The organism is Dyella sp. KRB-257, from assembly GCF_049445995.1.
Classification (GTDB): domain Bacteria; phylum Pseudomonadota; class Gammaproteobacteria; order Xanthomonadales; family Rhodanobacteraceae; genus Dyella_A.
The window spans coordinates 62310-78003 of sequence record NZ_JBMSDZ010000013.1 but is presented as its reverse complement, the minus strand read 5'-3'; the positions used below and the strand labels follow the sequence as shown (position 1 = coordinate 78003).

Below are 15694 nucleotides of genomic sequence, written 5' to 3'. Positions count from 1 at the left end.
GATGCGCCGCTGCCGATTGCCTTGCACTGCACGCTGTCAGTTCGAACGCAGCTCGCGCCACGACACGCGGGACGGGTTCTCGTTGTTCGGCGGATTGACCTTGCTGAGCTTGGCGGCGCCTTGCACGGTCTGGGTGACGATGTAGGTGTCGCCACCGTACTTGACCGTCGTCACCGTACCCACCGCGTCTAACCGGATGCCCGAGGTGACCGAACCATCGTCCCCGGCGCCGAAGCCACCGCTGATGCCCGGAAAGAAGCCATTCTTCACGCCGCCACCGGAGGCCGGATCGAACGCCATGGTCCAACCGGTCTGCAGGCCCGGGTTGCACTGGATGGCCGAAATGGTCGGCGGGACCGCGGTGTTCACCACCACCGCACCCTCCACGATGGTCGGATTGTAGATGATCTGCTCATGGGTATCGGGCAGGTCGAAATACCAGCCGTACTCGTTGTTGTTGCTGGCGCAATCGGTCGATCCCTTCCAGCAGACCTTGCTGGAGGTCGGCAGCGTGCGGTAGCCGAGCACCTGCCCGTTGCCGCTGCCGGTCGTCTGCGACACCAGCGCCTGCTGCAGCAGCGTGCTGCGCGAGATCGACTGGGTTCCGGAAAGCGTCGCGTACTTGATCGACGCCATGCTGTTCCAGTTGCTCATGTCGTAGTCCCAGATGCCATAGAAGGTCTGGGTGCCGCTGGCGTACTGGTCGCCCTGGCTGGCGGTGAACGGGGTCTTATGACCCGTGCCGAAAAAAACCATGAGCCGGTTGGTGTTGCCGGTGCGCACGCTGGCCACCACCGGCGAGGTGGTGATCGGCTGCAGGTTGCTGGAGGCGTCCTTGGCGACGAACAGCGGATTGAAGTTGTTGGCGCCGCTTGCGCCGAACTTGGATACCGACCAGCTGTTGCTGTTCTTGCTGGTCACATCGAAGCGCCAGACGTTGCCCTGCAGGTCGCCGCCGTACAGGTAGTCGACGATGTGGTCGCCGTCGAGGTCGGCCGAGGTCACGTAGGCGATGCCGTTGGCGGACGTGGAGCTCCCGATCTTGGTATCGAGGAACTGGAACGTCACCGCACCGGTGGTCGAGTCGACCAGCCCGATGTAGACGCCTGCTGTCTGCCCGCTGTCCAGGCCGTTGCCGAAGATGATCGCCCACTGGCCGTTGTGCATGCGCACGATGATCGGCGTCCCCACGGTCTTGCCCAGGTGGCTGAGCGAACCGGAACCGCCGATCCAATCACCCTTCACCAGGCTGGCGGCATTGGGCTCGGAGAAGTTGCCCGGATTGGTGATGTCCAGCGCGTAGATCTCGCTGCCGGCCGTACCCACACCGCCCACCAGCCAGGTGTGCCAGGCGTTGCCGTAGAACAGGTCACCCACACCCGGTGTCGCATCGACATAGAAGTCGTGCGTATAGACCGGGCTGGTGAGGTTGACCAGCTTGCTGCCCGTCAACAGGCCGGACGGCAGGTAACCGAGCAGTTCCTTACCGTCGTTGAGGGTGCTGACGTAGCTGCCGGAGCTGTCGTAGGCACCAGCCTCGAAGCCGTGCAGGAAGCCGTCATTGGCACCCACGTAGACCATGTTGGTGCGCCCGGTCTGCGCGGTCACGAAAGCGCTGTAGCTTTGTGCCCCGCTTGCCGCCTCGGGGATGCTCGCATTGCTGTACAGCGCATCGGCGAACGAGTCAGGCAAGGTGCCCGAAACCGGCGCACCGACGAAGGTCGGACTGGAGTCAATGACGTCGCCGAGCACCTTGGTACGCGCCCGCAGGTTGCCCGGCGGCGACTGCAGCTGCTCGACGCTGCGGGTGCCGCGCAGCCAGCTCACGCGGTCCTGGCCGAGGCTGTCGGTGCTGTTGAGGGCGGTCTGCTGCGTGGTGGTCAGGTTGGACCACTGCAGACCCACACCCTGCCCGCTGGTCGGATTCCAGGTCATCAGCTGGCGCGAGGACGGCGACTCGGCGGTCACCGTGGTGGTGGCATTGCCGTTGGCATCGGTCCCCATGGCCGGGCAGGCACCGCCGGTCAGCACGCAGCTGGCGTCCCAGTTCGCCTGGGTGGAAATACTCAGCGTTCCGTTGGTGGTCACCAGGGGCAGCGATTGCACCGAACCCCACCAGTTGTCGGGCGTGTAGGTGGCCAGGTAGACCTGCGACCCGATCTTCACTTCGCCGGACTGGATCGTGTTGGTCGCCGCGCTGGAGTTGGACTGCAGCGGCGAAGCCTGGAAACAGGTGATCTCGTGGACGTTGTTGCTGCCGCCCGTACCGGACGAGAAGCCGAAGCGCAGCGCGCTGGGCAGCGGGCCGTTGTCCTGGGTGATCAGGCGGTTGGCAAGAACTGGGGTGAACGCGCCGTTGTTGTAGCTGTAGGCGAAGTTGAGCAAACCCGACGGCGAGATGGTGATCTTGTAGGTGATCGGGTATGCGTCGGTGCGCGTGGTGGCACTCTCCTTGGCGATCTTCTGCGAATTCGGGAGCACCCGATAGCCTCCAGGGATGACCGCGTAATTGGTGTAGGCGGGCAACCACGCATGGTCGCCATCGTCATTGACGTATTTGCCACTCCTGCAAACCGCGGTCAGCTTGCTCTTGTTCGGCGAACCGGAGTAGTAGTCGGGATTCAGCGACTGCAGATAAGCCCAGGTCAGGTTTCCTGCGCCACGCAGGCCAATGCGCATCGGCTGATATTGGTGTCCGCCGTTGTACCAGGTGTTGAAGCCGAACGAGGTATCGCCCGAGTAATGGGTATTTACCACACCGGTGTTGGTGTTATCGCCACTGTTCAGAAAGTTTCCGAATTCATCGATACCCAGACCGAGGTAGGCGTTGGCCAGGCCTTCGTATTTGGAGTTGATGTTCGAGCAGCTGTAACCCAGGCTGCCACCCAGCGCACCGGCCGTGGACGGTACCGGCTGGGTGCCGTCGGTCATGAAGAACGTGATGCCATCGGCACCATCCCCTGCCGTACCGCCACTGTCGCCACCATAGGTGTAGGTGGTGAACGTGACCTGCAGGCCCTGATTCAGGGGAAAACTGAAGTTGGAAAGGATCGCGCCGGTTTTCTCGTTTACGGCAGGAGTGAGCCGGAGGGCACCATATCCCGGATTGTCATTCGGGCTGGCGCACTTGGGAATGCTGCCCGTGCCGGAACCGGCGGTGAGGCAGGCGTAGTCCAGCGCTTTCCAGTCGAGTGTCGCCTGCGCACCCGAGAAGTTGTCGGTATAGGTGGTGGCGTGCGCCACCCCGCCGAAGCAGAGGAGCGTCAGCAGCGGGCTGGCGATGAGGAAATTGCGCTTCATGGTGGTTTCCCAATCAGGACAGGACGACGTTCGCCGTTACTTGCGGTAGATCGACTGCAGGGTCACCGTGGCACGGTCGCCGGCATTGGCCGGACCGCTGCGCGCGGTAATGCGGAAGAAATCGGCGGTGCTGTTGGAACTGCACGGACCGTAGCCCGAGCAGCTGGATACCTGGCTGACGGCCGGCGAGGGAATCTGGAAATTCCCGAGGTACTCGACCACATACTGGGGCTGGCTTGCCGAGAGCGCCCCTGCGTCAAATGCGGTTTGTGCGACCGTCACATACTGGCTGGTCGGCACATTGGCATCAGCCATGGGATTGACCAAACAGTTGTTTCCTCCCGTGGGCGTGCAGTTGTAGAAGTTTCCCGGTGACGTGGCTGCCTGCACCGCTACCTCGCCTTGCCGCAGCGCCGCCTCGGCCGCCTGGAAGGCGATCTGACGGTCGAGGAAGTTGGAGGTCATCTTCTGCTGCATGGTCGTGCTGCGCACGGCGGCCAGGCCTACGATCGTGATGACCAGTAGCAGCAGCAGCGCAACGACCAGGGCGACGCCTCGCTGCCGTCGCGCGAGCAGAATGGTGGAATACCGAGGGCTGGTATGCATCATTTCAGTTCACCCGGTTGCGAATGGTGGCGGTGGCCGTGAACTTGCGGCTGATTGCCTGCTGGGCGGTACTGGCACGCTTGTTGGTGCTCTCCAGCGTCAGCGTCGCCTGGACCGCGTCGACTCTCGACCAGTCGGCGACGAGGTCGGCGGTCTTGAAGCGCGCCTCGCCCTGCACGTGGTAGCGCAGCTGCATGTCGGTGACGTCGCGCACCATTTCATCGGAGATCGCCGGCGCGCTCGTATTGCTCGAGTGAGTATTGACCGAACCGCGAAACAGCGACTTGGTGCCCGCAGAGTTGTAGCCGATGTACCAGTCGTGGGCCTGCAGCTTGATGATCTGCGAATTGGACTGGAACACGTACTGGTTGCCGTTGGGGGTGCACACCGGCGGGAAACCGAGACCTTTGGAGCAGTTGCCGGGATACACCGTGTTGCCGGTGTTGCTCACCACCTCGACGTTGGTACTGCTGGCGCTGCTCGGCCCGGTCACCTGGGTGATCGCCGTGTGGGTGGGGTCACACACCACGATGATGTCGCCCGGCACCAGGGGCGAGGGTTGATTGAGCGTGAACTGCGCCGAATTCTTGTCGTAGGTCTTGATGCTGAGCCCAGCGTCGTTCGCACTGAGGATCTGTACCGAATCGGTACCAGTCACCCGCTGCCCGAGCGCAGTGCCGGTGGTGACGGCCGGATCGGTCTGGCTACCGGTATAGCCGTGCACCGCGTTGCCGAAGTTCGCGTACCACTGCGTGTCCTGGTCCTGCAGCACGTTGGCCACCGGGGCGGCGTTGTCGCAACCGGTGAGTCCGGCTGCGCGCAAGTCCTGCATGAGCATCTCGAACGCCACGCGGGAGTTCTCCTGGACATCGGCCAAGGCTGTGTTCGTGGTGTAGGTGTTCTGTCCGGCCAGGAACACGCTCACCGCGCCACCCACGACGATGAGCCCCAGCAGCATCGCGATCATCAGCTCGACGAGGGTGAAGCCGGCGGCCTGCCGGAGAGACCGATACTTCTTCATAGCTGGGCCTGCGTGGTCACGGTCTGGTTATTGACTCCACCCTTCCCCGCACGACTGTCGTCGAACACCACCTGCACCTGACAGATGCCCAGCGTCGTGCAGTTGATGATGCCCTGCGTATTGGCCGTCTGGCCGAAGTACGTCCCGAGCTGGCCGCACCAGCCAGCCAGCTGAGCAGCGGCCAGCGTGCCCTGCCCGGTGGGACAAGCATCGGCCGTCACCGTGGTGTTGTACTGGCCCGCCTTGGCGTTGGTGCTGTCGGCACGCATCGCATCGAGAATGGAGTAGCTGGACACAACGGCCATGCTGCGCGACATCGCGCTGTTGTTGGTGGAGAGCGAGGTCGCCAAGAGCGCGGCGACGCCGAGCAGGCCGATCGAGAGCACCACCAAGGCAACCAGCACTTCGATCAGACCGACTCCGGCCTGCAAACGGGTCACTATTCGATGGCGGCCAGGCGAGATCATGGGCAGGCTCCGCTGGAAGGATCGGCCACGGTAACAATCGACCCGGCTGCGAGCTGCACGAGGCGATGATTGTTGGTCGACAGCGCCGAGGTGCAGATATCGGCGATCGTGCCCGTGTAGTTCGCCGTACTGCCCACGGCGTGGGCGATGCCGTTGCTGTCGAACTGCAGCGCCGTCAGACCGCCCTTCAGCTGCACCGGCGACTTGATCCCGGGTAAGCCCGAGCGGATGACGCCCACGCCGGTGGACGAGACGATCGCGCCCGCCGTCTGCGTGCTGCAGTTGGTCGCCAGCGTACCGGTGCCGTTGGTGGATTGCGGGCTTCCGCAAAGCTGGATGGTCGCATTGCGCTTGATCGCTTCGAGGCGGGCCGTGTTCACCGCGCTGTACACGTCGTCGGCGGCCGAACGCAGCTGGCTGGAGGCGATGATCGAGCGAAAGCTGGGTACCGCGATGACCGCCAGGATCGCCGCGACGAACACCGTCACCATCAGCTCGATCAGCGTGAAACCCCGCTCGCGCCGCTGCGGTCGAGCGGCGCGGGGCGGAGCGACGGATCGCCCCGCACAGACGCCCGATCGCCCCGCACGGCTGCCGGCCGCGCCCCCGGCGTGATCGGGTTGCCTGAAAAACTGGCCCATGGTCATCCCCCATCTGAAGGCACGGAGAATAATCATGGCGGGCCGCGGATCCGGTCTTGCATCCGACAAGCGGCGCCATTCCCCCGATCAGCGGTCGACGCGCTCCGGCATGGCGCGACGGGCGTCACAGGTTCGGCCGGCGCTCAAAATCCGCCTCTCACTGCTTGACTTTCAACACGGTTACTCAGAGGGACTCCGTCCGGTTTCGCCCCTGCCGCTTCGCTGCGTAGAGCGCCTGGTCCGCGCGCGTCAGCAATTGGTTGAACTCCTTGTCCGATTCGCGGCGCTCGGTGACGCCGATGCTTACCGTGATGCGCAGGCCTGGCACCAGATCGTCGAGCACCAGTGCGGACACCGACTCGCGAAGCCGCTCCGCAATGGGTCGCGCCGCATCGAGGGCCGTACCGGGAAGAACCACCAGGAATTCCTCGCCGCCCATGCGCCCGATGCGATCGATCTGCCGCAGGCTCTCGGTGCACAGGCTGCAGAACCGCTTCAGAACCTCGTCGCCCACTGGATGGCCGTGGTCGTCGTTGACCTGCTTGAAGTGGTCCAGATCCATCGCCAGCAGCGCCATCGGCTCGTCCATCGTGCAAGCGTGCCGCAGCGCCCGCTCTCCGACGTATTCCAGCCCCCGCCGATTGGCCACCCCGGTCAGCGGATCGGTCATCGCCATGCGGTGCAGGCGGCGGGACCGACGCAGCTGGCGCTGCGCCTGCCACAGCAGCAGCACGATCAGCACGCCGCCCAGGGCCAGGGCGGTGCGCTGCCAGTGGCGCACGCGCTTGAGCGAGGCGAGCTGCTCATCGCGGAGCTTGCGATCGGCTTCGAGCCTGCGGTTTTCCTGCTCCTTGCGTGCGGTATCGAACTGGTAGCTCATCAGCGTGGTGTTGTACGACTGCGCCTTGCGATCCAGCGCCTCGTGCACCTTCACCATCCGCCGCAGGTCCGCCAGCGCCTGCGCGGTTTTTCCCAGCGCCTCGTAACTGCGCGAGCGGTGATCGAGCAGCTGCGCGAGATAACGCAGGTTGCCGCTCTTCCGCAGGAGGGCCTCGGAACGGTTGAAGTCGGCGATGGCCCGGGCGTGATCGCCCAGGCCGGCGTGCGCCACGCCCTCCTGCAGGGCAAACATGTCGCCATCGGATTGATCGCCCGAGATGGCGTCCTCGGCATGCGCCGCGTCCAGTTCACGCAAGGCGCCGTGGTAGTCGCCCATCTGGTTGAGCACCTGCGCCAGCGCCATGTGGGCCGAGCCCTGCGCCACATGGCTGCCGGTGGTGCGGGCCATCTGCAGCGCCGCCGTGAAATGTTTCCGCGCCGACTGCAGTTGCCGCGGGCTCGACTCGGCGTCGAGGAAACCGAGTTCCATGTGCGCGGCCATCTGCTGCGGCAGATCCTTGCGCGCCATGCCCAGCTTCATCAGGTTGTCGAGATGACCGCGTGCCTCCTCGAGCTCGCCCAGCCGACGGTAGGCCACGGCGATATTGAGCAGATTCTGCTCGCTCTCGATCGGCTCACCGGCACGGTCGTAGAACTTCTGTGCCTCCAGAAAGTCGACGAGCGCAAGCGCGTGTTCGCCAAGCAGGGACTGCACGGAGCCCCGCCAGGTGAGGCCGTCGGCCACCAGCCGGGTGTTTTCCGCGTGACGGGCGATCTCGATGCCGGCGTTGTAGTCGGGCAGCGCATCGCGGGGGGTGGTGAGCGACTCCAGCATGGAACCGCGGCAGAAATGGAAGTTGATTTCCGCATCCGTGTAGCCGATGCGGCGGGCATCGGCGATACCCTGCTCGGCATACGCCACGCCCTTGGCGGGGTCGCCATCCATGCCCAGGATGCAGAACATGTAGCGGTAACGCAGCTCGCGGCGGGCGTCCCGCGGCGGCAGCTCGCGCTTGAGCCGGTCGAGCAGCCGCAGCGCATCGTCGTGCGTGTTGATGACCAGCGCACCGCGTTCGAGCTGATCGGCCAGGCGATCGAACCCGGCGCCGGACGGCGCCACCGCGCCCTGCCCCGTCGCTGCCGCGACGGAAAGCATGCACAGCGCCACGAGGCAGGCGGCAAGCATTCGCGGTGAGGGCGCATATCGCAGCACGGAGGGCGCTCGTCGGCTGCCACTCCATGGCCATGGGACACCGGTCGGTGCAGGGATAGTAACGGCTCGTGCTCCGTCAGCTTGAATGTCGCAAACCGAATGTCGCAAACCGCATCCGCGGAACTTGCGCTGCCCTGCAGCGCCCCGTAAAATCCGCGGCTCTTTGCCGGAATAGCTCAGTTGGTAGAGCGGCGCATTCGTAATGCGTAGGTCGTAGGTTCGATTCCTATTTCCGGCACCAAAATCAAGCACTTACAGAAAGGCCGAGGATGCGAACTCTCGGCCTTTTTGTTTTTGGTGTCCCCGAATTGTCCCCATCTGTACCTCGCGTACACCGCCTTTTATGTCCCCAAAGTGTCCCGGACATAGGCACTTGCCACCAGCAACGTCTGCGCGGCTTCGGAGCGAGACTGTCCCAGAGATTCGGCATCTACAGCCCTTCGCCCGCTAGCCAGTTTGGCCTTGCGATGCGGCCCTGCTCCACTCGCCTCACTGCGAGGCGCCCCGGGATCGGCACGCGGCGATTTGCGCTCAGTTGTCGTTGAGACCGAATGGATAGCGTGTGTGCAGCCGCTTCTTCCACTGGGCCTCAAGCACCTGTACGGCCTCAGCGCCCATGTCTGGCGACACCCGCTCCAGAATGCTGAACTCGAAGTAGTTAGGATCTCGGCCGATCAACCGACGATTGCCGCCATCTCCCGATCGCGCGTAGTTCTTCCAGCGACCAAGGACATTCTCGTTGCCATAAGCCGCCCCGACATAACCCAGGTGCTCGGCGGTGTCGAAGATGTAGTAGATCCCTCGCCACTCGGCGAGGCGGCTTGCCCAACTGCCCGGCAAGGCCTTCAACTCCTGCCAACTCAGCACTAGTTCCTGCCAGTCAGGCATGTCTCGAGCGAGCTGGTTTTCGCCATGGATCGCGGTGACGGGAAATTCGTTCTTTTCGGCAAGGCGCCACCACGAGCGATCGATGCCCGTCCATTCCAACTCCAGGCGGCCTTTCCAAGAAGACAGCTCGTCGCGAAGCTGGAGCTCAAACCAAAGTGGATCGTGCCCATCTGCGGGTCCACGCGTGCCGTAGTCCAGCAGCGCCTGGTTCCCGGGCATGCCCAGAAACTGCCTGCGGCTGATCCGGCGACTCCCCCGGTTCTCATACAGACCCACAAAGAGCGCACGCCCAGGCTTCCAGCCGATGAACGAAGCGAGATACTTCCTCTTTGCAAGGGATTGCTCCACCCGCGGCCCGTGCTGGGACTGGTAAGCGTTGTAGACCTCCGGCTGATCCTGAGCCAACCACGGCAGCGCGCGGTGCAGTTTTGGCTCGGTCGGCCGATGGCGCATCACCATGACCTCGTGCGGGGCGAGGCCGCTTTTCTCCAAAAGGTCGTTCAGCTGGATCACCATGCTCTCCCTGCGTCCGGGTATCAGGCCGCTGCTCGCCGCTTGATCTCACCGAGCACCCCGATGATTGCGTCGGCGTCGCTATCGCCGAAGGTGCCGTCCAGTCCCTCGTGGTGGATGCTGGTGAACGGCGGATCGTAGAGCTGCCCCGGCTCCATGACACCGGCCGCGGTGAGGCGGTCGATCACCATCTCGATGAAGCGAATCTGCTGGCTGGTGTAGCGGCTGGTGTCGAGGAACTGGCCGAAGGCTTCCTTGGCGGCCGCGCGATCCAGGCCGACCAGTGAACGGATGAAGGCGGGCAGCGAGCGCTCGGTGCCAAACACCTGCTCGAAGCGTGCCCGGCTCTCCACGGGCTCGGACTCATAGACAAAGCGCTCCAGCTCGGCCAGGTCAGTGGGCGTCAGCGGCTTGTTGTGTTTGAGCTTGGCGATGGCGACGTGGTTCTCGTTGGCACGGATGTACGCCTCCACCTTCTTCTTGTACTGGGCCAGGTTGATGCCGGTGCTGAAGTCCTTCAGCACGACGCGCGTCGCCTCGCCGATCTCGTCGGTCAACACGCTGTAGACCGGCTTGATCGACTTGCGCTCGATGAACTGGATCAGCCCGCGCAGGTGGCGGCGCACCTGCTCGATCATCGGCAGGGTGATGTCCTTCCAGAACTCCTCGGACTGCACGTCCTGGATCAGGGCCAGCTCGGCGCGCACCGCCGGAATGGTGTCCTTGGTCTCCAGCTCGCTGGCCAGCTCGATGATCTTGTCGCGGTAGCCGACGAAGTCAGCGGTAGAGCGCACCAGCGCCAGCTGTAGGTTGAGGCAGATCAGGTCGAACAGTTTGGCGGTGATGTGCTCGGGCTCGCGCTCGCTGGGCAGGCCCGCCACATGACCGCGCAGGTCGCCCAACGCCGAATCGTCCAGCGCCTTCCATTGCTCCCGTTCGCGAAAGCGCGAGACGTGCTCGCGCTCGGTGCGCACGATGAAGTTGTCCAGGTTCATCGCTGCTACTTCGCCATGCAGCTCGTCGGTCAGTCCTTCGCGCAGGAACATCAGGGTGTCGTAGCCACCGACGCCATCGGAGAGCGGATGGGCCTCGTCACCCTTCCCATCCGGCAGCAGCGACAGCAGATCCAGCCGCGCCTTGAACAGCCGCTTGCCCAGCGGCTCGGCCAGCCCGCCCAGCGCGCCGCGCGGATTCTCGTTGAAGTATTCGAAGTTGGCGCAGAAGTCGAAGATGTAGAACTCGGTCTTGTCCACGCCCGGCGCGAACAGATCCGGACACAGGCGGGTGCCGCGACCGATCATCTGCAGGAACTTCACCTTCGAGCGTACGGCCTTGAAGAACACCAGGTTCAACACCTGCGGCACGTCGATGCCGGTATCCAGCATGTCCACCGAAATGGCGATCTGCGGCAGCTTGTTGAGCTTGCTGCCGAAGTCGTCGATCAGGCTCTGCGCGTAGTTCACCGCGTGGGTGATCACGCGGGCGAACTCGCCTTTGTAATGCGGATAGTTGTCGTTGAAGCGCTTGGCGACGAACTCGGCATGCTTCTGGTTCACCGCGAAGATGATGGTCTTGCCCAGCTTGTCGCCACCCTCCACCTTCAGGCCGTGCTCCATCAGGTGGCGGAGCATCTTGTCGACGGTGTCCTGGTTGAACAGCTTCTTGTTGATGTCGGGGGCGGCCACCTCGCTGGGGGCCTCCTCGCTCTCGCCGGCGCGGTCGCCCCAGTCCAGCGATTCCCAGTGCTCCTTTTCCTCGTCGCTCAGCTCGTCGTACTTGATGCCTTCGCGCACGAACTTCATCGGCACCGAATGCGCCTTCGGCGGCACCAGGAAGCCGTCCGCCACCGCCTCGTCCAGCGAGTAGGCGTCGGTGGGCACGCCGGTTTCCAGGCCAAACAGGTGGTAGGTGTCGCGGTCCACCTCGTCGCGCGGGGTAGCGGTGAGGCCCACCAGGTAGCTGTCGAAGTAGCGGAAGATCGCGCCGTATTTCTGGTACACGCTGCGGTGCGCCTCGTCGACGATCACCAGGTCGAAATACCCGACGCCGTAGCGGCGGGTGTCGCCGTCCATCTGGTCGATCAGCCCCATCATGGTCGGGTAGGTGCTGAGGTACACCCGGCCCTGCCCGTGCTTCTCGGTCACCAGGTTCACCGGGCTGGAGTCCGGCAGGTGTTCCTTGAACGCCCCGGCCGCCTGGTTCACCAGTGCCACGCGGTCGGCCAGGAACAGCACGCGCTTGACCCAGTTGGAGCGCATCAGCAGCTCCACCAGCGCGATGGCGGTGCGGGTCTTGCCGGTGCCGGTGGCCATGGTCAGCAGGCCGGCGCGGCGGCCACTGGCCAGCGCCTCGACCATCGCGCGGATGGCCCGGTGCTGGTAGGGGCGCTCCACGATGGCGGTGTTGATCGCCAGCGTGCGCGGGTCGCCCTGCATGCCCCGGCGCTGGATCGCCAGCTCCAGTTCCTCGCGGGTGTAGAACCCCTGCACCTCGCGTGGCGGCGCGCGGCGGTCGTCCCACAGCCAGGTGGTGTTGCCGTTGGTGTAGAAGATCAGCGGGCGGCGGCCTTTCTCGACCTCCAGGCAGTCGGCGTAGAGCTTGGCCTGCTGCTGCCCCACGTCCGGGTCTTTCAGGCTGCGCTTGGCCTCCACCACGGCCAGCGGCAGGCCGTCCCTGCCCCACAGCACGTAGTCGACGAAGCCCTCGCCCTGGTTGTTGGGCATGCCGGCCACCGGCACTTCCACTGAGGCGTTGCCGCCCACCGTCCAGCCGGCCTCGCGCAGCAGCACGTCGATGAAGAAGCGGCGCGTGTCCGCCTCGTCGTAGTCGTGCGTGTCGGGCACGGCGATGTTGGCGGCCTTGGCCTGCGCCAGCTCGGCACGGGCTTCCGCCAGCTTGGCGTTGACCTGGGCCAGCAGCGCCTCGCGTTCGGCCAGCGTGGCGGCCTGCTCGGCAATCGCCGCCTCGCGCTGTTCCAGCGTGGCGTGCTGGGCAGCGATCTGCTGCTGGAAGGTGGCTTCCTGTTTCTTCAGCTCGTCGCGGGTCAGCGCGATGGCTTCGTCGGCGCGCACCAGCTTTGGAACAAGCTTCTCATCGAAGCTCGCCTCCAGCGACTTGGGGTCGCTGGCGCGGGTGTAACTGCGCGCCAGCCAGAACAGCACGTGGAACAGCTCGCGCACCAGCCGCAGCGCATCCAGCTGGCCGATCGGCTGGCCGGCATGCACCGCCTGGTTGCCCAGCTTCTGGATCAGCCGGGTCTTCTGGTGGATGTGCGGCGGCAGCAGCCGTTGGAAGTCGCGGTCCGTCAGCAGCACATTGAGTGCGCTGTCGTACGGCATGCGCAGGTCGCGGTCGTGCTCGTACAGCCAATGCACCGCCTGCTCCAGCGCATGGCGGGTGCGCATGCAGCAGGCCCGCGGATCGGAATAAACCAGTTGCTCCGCGCCCTTGGCCGGCTCGTAGAGGGCTTTGAACTCGGGGAGGAGGAACTGGAAGTTGGTCATGGGTTAGAGCGTCCCTGCAAAAGCTCGTGACTGGATACCCGAGAACAATGCTTCAAAATGCGTAGATCCCGCTGTCAATCGCTTCTCCAGATCACCAACACATCTGGCAAATGCGAGAAACCTTTTTTGCTCATCCAGCGGAGGGAGAGGAATCTCAGCCTCCGATAGCTGCTTCACGTTTAGATGCTTTTGCACCTGCCCGCGCTGCTCTTTAAGGACAAGCTTTTTCCCTGCCGCGGAGTTCAGGAAGTATGCGAGGAATTCGGGGAGGAGTAGCGAATCGTCGGTGCGCGTAATCAATACATCGATAGCGTTCGCCCCATCCAACTCAGGCGGTACAACCGCAGCTTTGCCTGGCTGCCCAGAGCGGACAGCCACTACGTCTCCTGTTCGAAGCACTGTCTTCTTCAATGGTCCATTGTTATCGCGCTCGCTGAAATAGACAAAGTCGTCGGCGATGATGCGATTGACGCCGATGTTCAACGATCGGATTGCCGGCACACCAACATCCACATAGTAGGAAGCTGGCCTAACAACGATTCCCACGGTCACCTTTTCGCAGCAACTGCCCACGGTGGGATTCGGCCAGCCCTTTGGGTTTGTCACCGGGTCACCGAACATGTCCAGGAACACGGACTGCAGCAGCTGATCGAGCTTGGCGATGGCTTCGCGGCGCTTGGCGCGCAGCGCGTCGGCCTTGTCCAGAATCGCCGCGATGTGGCGTTGCTCGGCCAGCGGCGGCAATGGGAGGCGCAGCTCCTTTAGGAACTTGTAGTGCCGGCTATAGCCAGCGTTCGGGATACGAACTTGGCGTAGATAGTGATAGAGAAACTTTGCATCACACTCTTCGGTAGGCTTAAGAACCTTCACACCATCCGCACCCATGGCGAACGGAAAGTCAACGTACTTAACGGCGCGAGTGTGATCGCCAAAAACGACGACCGGAAGCTTCTCACTCCGGAACGAATAGTTCTCGTCGTCCGTGAAGCCGGCCACGAAATCCTTCCCTTGATCGACAACGGGAAGCGAGCCGACGGCCTGATATTCAGACTGAGGAATCTTTAAATTGCCGCCCGATACGTCACGGACAGCATCGGTGAAACGAACTGAGCTTGCGCTCACTTGAGCATCCCCTCCAGCTCATCCATCCCCCGCATGATCTCCGCCTCCAGCGCCTTCAGTTCGGCCAGGATCACCTGCGGCGAGGCATGCTGCACTTCCTCGTACACCACCTGTTTGTAGCGGTTGATCGACAGGTCGTAGTCGTTGCCGGCGATTTCGGCCTTGGGCACCAGGAAGCTCTGCTCGGTGCGGGCGCGCTTGATTTCCTTGTCCCGATGCTGCCAGCGGGTGAGGACGTCCGGCAGGTTGTTGGTTTCGTGCTTGTCCGCATCCAGCGGGTTGCGCTTGTCGTCCAGCGAGTAGCCATCGGCCTGCATGTCGTAGAACCACACCTGGTCGGTGCCGCCGGAGTTGGTCTTGGTGAACAGCAGGATGGCCGTGGACACACCGGCATAGGGGCGGAACACGCCCGAGGGCATGGAGACGATGCCGTCCAGCTTGTGCTCCTCCACCAGCAGGCGGCGCAGCGTCTTGTGCGCCTTGGAGGAGCCGAACAACACGCCGTCCGGCACGATCACCGCCGCGCGACCGCCGGCTTTGAGCAGGCGCAGGAACAGCGCCACGAACAGCAGCTCGGTCTTCTTGGTCTTGACGATGGCCTGCAAGTCCTTGGCCGTGCTTTCGTAGTCCAGGCTGCCTGCGAACGGCGGGTTGGCCAGGATCAGGCTGAACTGGTCCTCGACGCTGGCGTGGCTTTCGCTGAGGGAGTCGCGGTTCTCGATGGCCGGATCTTCCACGCCATGCAGCAGCATGTTCATGGAGCCGACGCGCAGCATGGTGCTGTCGAAGTCGAAGCCATGGAAGGTGTCGTGGTTGAAGCGCTTGAGGGCCTTCTTGTTCGCGTAGATTTCGTCGCGGTGATGCTGATCGAGGTATTCGGCCGCCGCCACCAGGAAACCGGCCGTGCCGCAGGCGGGGTCGCAGATCACGTCGCTGGGCTTGGGCGCCATCATCTCCACCATCAGCTTGATGATGTGGCGCGGCGTGCGGAACTGGCCGTTCTGCCCGGCGCTGGCGATCTTGCCGAGCATGTACTCGTAGAGGTCGCCCTTGGTGTCGCGATCCTCCATGGGGATGGCGTCGAGCATGTCCACCACCCTTGCCAGCAGCGCGGGCGTAGGGATGGTGAAGCGCGCATCCTTCATGTGGGTGGCATAGGTGGACTCGCCGTGCGTGCCGCCCAGCTTCTTGATGAAGGGGAACACCTCTTCCGAAACGATGTGGTACAGCAGGCCCGGATCGCCCAGATCCTTGAAGTGCGACCAGCGCAGCTTCTGCTGGTTGCGGTTGAAGATGAGGTTCTCGATAGGCTGCCCGAGGCGATTGGCCTTTTTCTCGCGCACCGTGTGCAGCTCGTCCAGCCGCTTGATGAAAAGCAGGTAGGTCATCTGCTCGATGACCTCCATGGGGTTGGAGATGCCGCCGCTCCAGAACGCGTTCCAGATCTGGTCGACCTGGGATTTGATGGTGCCTGTGATCACGATAGGTACTGCCTGGTTTGATTGCTGACCGATGTGGCTGAGGTTTTACTGGCCGCAGCG

Annotated in this window: 10 protein-coding genes and 1 tRNA gene; 1 reads left to right on the top strand and 10 read right to left on the bottom strand. The window is 63.7% G+C overall.

The features are described from left to right. Positions 1 to 36: 36 nt before the first annotated feature. The 6 genes from ACO2Q2_RS11525 to ACO2Q2_RS11500 form a co-directional block, all read right to left on the bottom strand. Positions 37 to 3300 carry a PilC/PilY family type IV pilus protein gene (locus ACO2Q2_RS11525; protein ID WP_423255922.1) on the bottom strand — a complete coding sequence of 1088 codons (3264 nt, stop codon included), beginning with the start codon at positions 3298 to 3300 and terminating at the stop codon, positions 37 to 39. A 36-nt stretch (positions 3301 to 3336) separates the two neighbouring features. Beyond that, complete coding sequence (locus ACO2Q2_RS11520) at positions 3337 to 3909, bottom strand: pilus assembly PilX family protein (RefSeq protein ID WP_423255921.1); 573 nt, start codon at positions 3907 to 3909, stop codon at positions 3337 to 3339. 1 nt (position 3910) lies between these two features. Beyond that, positions 3911 to 4927, bottom strand: coding sequence for a PilW family protein (locus ACO2Q2_RS11515; RefSeq protein ID WP_423255920.1), 1017 nt, complete (start codon positions 4925 to 4927; stop codon positions 3911 to 3913). Continuing rightward, entirely contained in the window at positions 4924 to 5394 is a 471-nt protein-coding gene (gene pilV, locus ACO2Q2_RS11510) for a type IV pilus modification protein PilV (protein ID WP_423255919.1), read from the bottom strand. The genes ACO2Q2_RS11515 and pilV overlap by 4 nt, the downstream gene beginning before the upstream one ends. Beyond that, entirely contained in the window at positions 5391 to 6035 is a 645-nt protein-coding gene (locus ACO2Q2_RS11505; protein WP_423255918.1) for a GspH/FimT family pseudopilin, read from the bottom strand. Before ACO2Q2_RS11505 ends, pilV begins: the two co-directional genes overlap by 4 nt. Before the next feature lie 184 nt (positions 6036 to 6219). Next, a complete protein-coding gene (locus ACO2Q2_RS11500) occupies positions 6220 to 8070 on the bottom strand; it encodes a diguanylate cyclase (protein WP_423255917.1) in 1851 nt (616 codons plus the stop codon). 222 nt (positions 8071 to 8292) lie between these two features. Here ACO2Q2_RS11500 and ACO2Q2_RS11495 point away from each other — a divergent pair. Next, positions 8293 to 8368 (top strand) — tRNA-Thr (locus tag ACO2Q2_RS11495). A gap of 290 nt (positions 8369 to 8658) precedes the next feature. Here the strand turns inward: ACO2Q2_RS11495 and ACO2Q2_RS11490 are convergent. Genes ACO2Q2_RS11490 through ACO2Q2_RS11475 form a run of 4 tightly spaced genes read right to left on the bottom strand, consistent with a single transcriptional unit; the run spans position 8659 to position 15634 of the window. Then, on the bottom strand, positions 8659 to 9531 hold the full coding sequence (locus tag ACO2Q2_RS11490; protein WP_423255916.1) for a GIY-YIG nuclease family protein: 873 nt from the start codon (positions 9529 to 9531) through the stop codon (positions 8659 to 8661). A 20-nt stretch (positions 9532 to 9551) separates the two neighbouring features. Further along, positions 9552 to 13031: a DEAD/DEAH box helicase family protein gene (locus tag ACO2Q2_RS11485; protein ID WP_423255915.1), complete on the bottom strand. Its 3480-nt coding sequence runs from the start codon at positions 13029 to 13031 to the stop codon at positions 9552 to 9554. 3 nt (positions 13032 to 13034) lie between these two features. Continuing rightward, the gene (locus tag ACO2Q2_RS11480) at positions 13035 to 14153 is read right to left on the bottom strand and encodes a restriction endonuclease subunit S (protein ID WP_423255914.1); all 1119 of its coding nucleotides are present in this window, start codon (positions 14151 to 14153) and stop codon (positions 13035 to 13037) included. Continuing rightward, positions 14150 to 15634 (bottom strand): type I restriction-modification system subunit M, encoded by a 1485-nt coding sequence (locus ACO2Q2_RS11475; RefSeq protein ID WP_423255913.1) that lies wholly within the window; start codon positions 15632 to 15634, stop codon positions 14150 to 14152. Before ACO2Q2_RS11475 ends, ACO2Q2_RS11480 begins: the two co-directional genes overlap by 4 nt. Positions 15635 to 15694: the final 60 nt, after the last annotated feature.

Bases quoted from the DNA above. Each gene is read 5' to 3' on its own strand.
- ACO2Q2_RS11490 (WP_423255916.1), bottom strand. From the start codon at position 9,531: ATGGTGATCCAGCTGAACGACCTTTTGGAGAAAAGCGGCCTCGCCCCG.
- ACO2Q2_RS11505 (WP_423255918.1), bottom strand. From the start codon at position 6,035: ATGGGCCAGTTTTTCAGGCAACCCGATCACGCCGGGGGCGCGGCCGGC.
- ACO2Q2_RS11525 (WP_423255922.1), bottom strand. From the start codon at position 3,300: ATGAAGCGCAATTTCCTCATCGCCAGCCCGCTGCTGACGCTCCTCTGC.
- ACO2Q2_RS11515 (WP_423255920.1), bottom strand. From the start codon at position 4,927: ATGAAGAAGTATCGGTCTCTCCGGCAGGCCGCCGGCTTCACCCTCGTC.
- ACO2Q2_RS11500 (WP_423255917.1), bottom strand. From the start codon at position 8,070: ATGCTTTCCGTCGCGGCAGCGACGGGGCAGGGCGCGGTGGCGCCGTCC.
- ACO2Q2_RS11520 (WP_423255921.1), bottom strand. From the start codon at position 3,909: ATGATGCATACCAGCCCTCGGTATTCCACCATTCTGCTCGCGCGACGG.
- pilV (WP_423255919.1), bottom strand. From the start codon at position 5,394: ATGATCTCGCCTGGCCGCCATCGAATAGTGACCCGTTTGCAGGCCGGA.
- ACO2Q2_RS11485 (WP_423255915.1), bottom strand. From the start codon at position 13,031: ATGACCAACTTCCAGTTCCTCCTCCCCGAGTTCAAAGCCCTCTACGAG.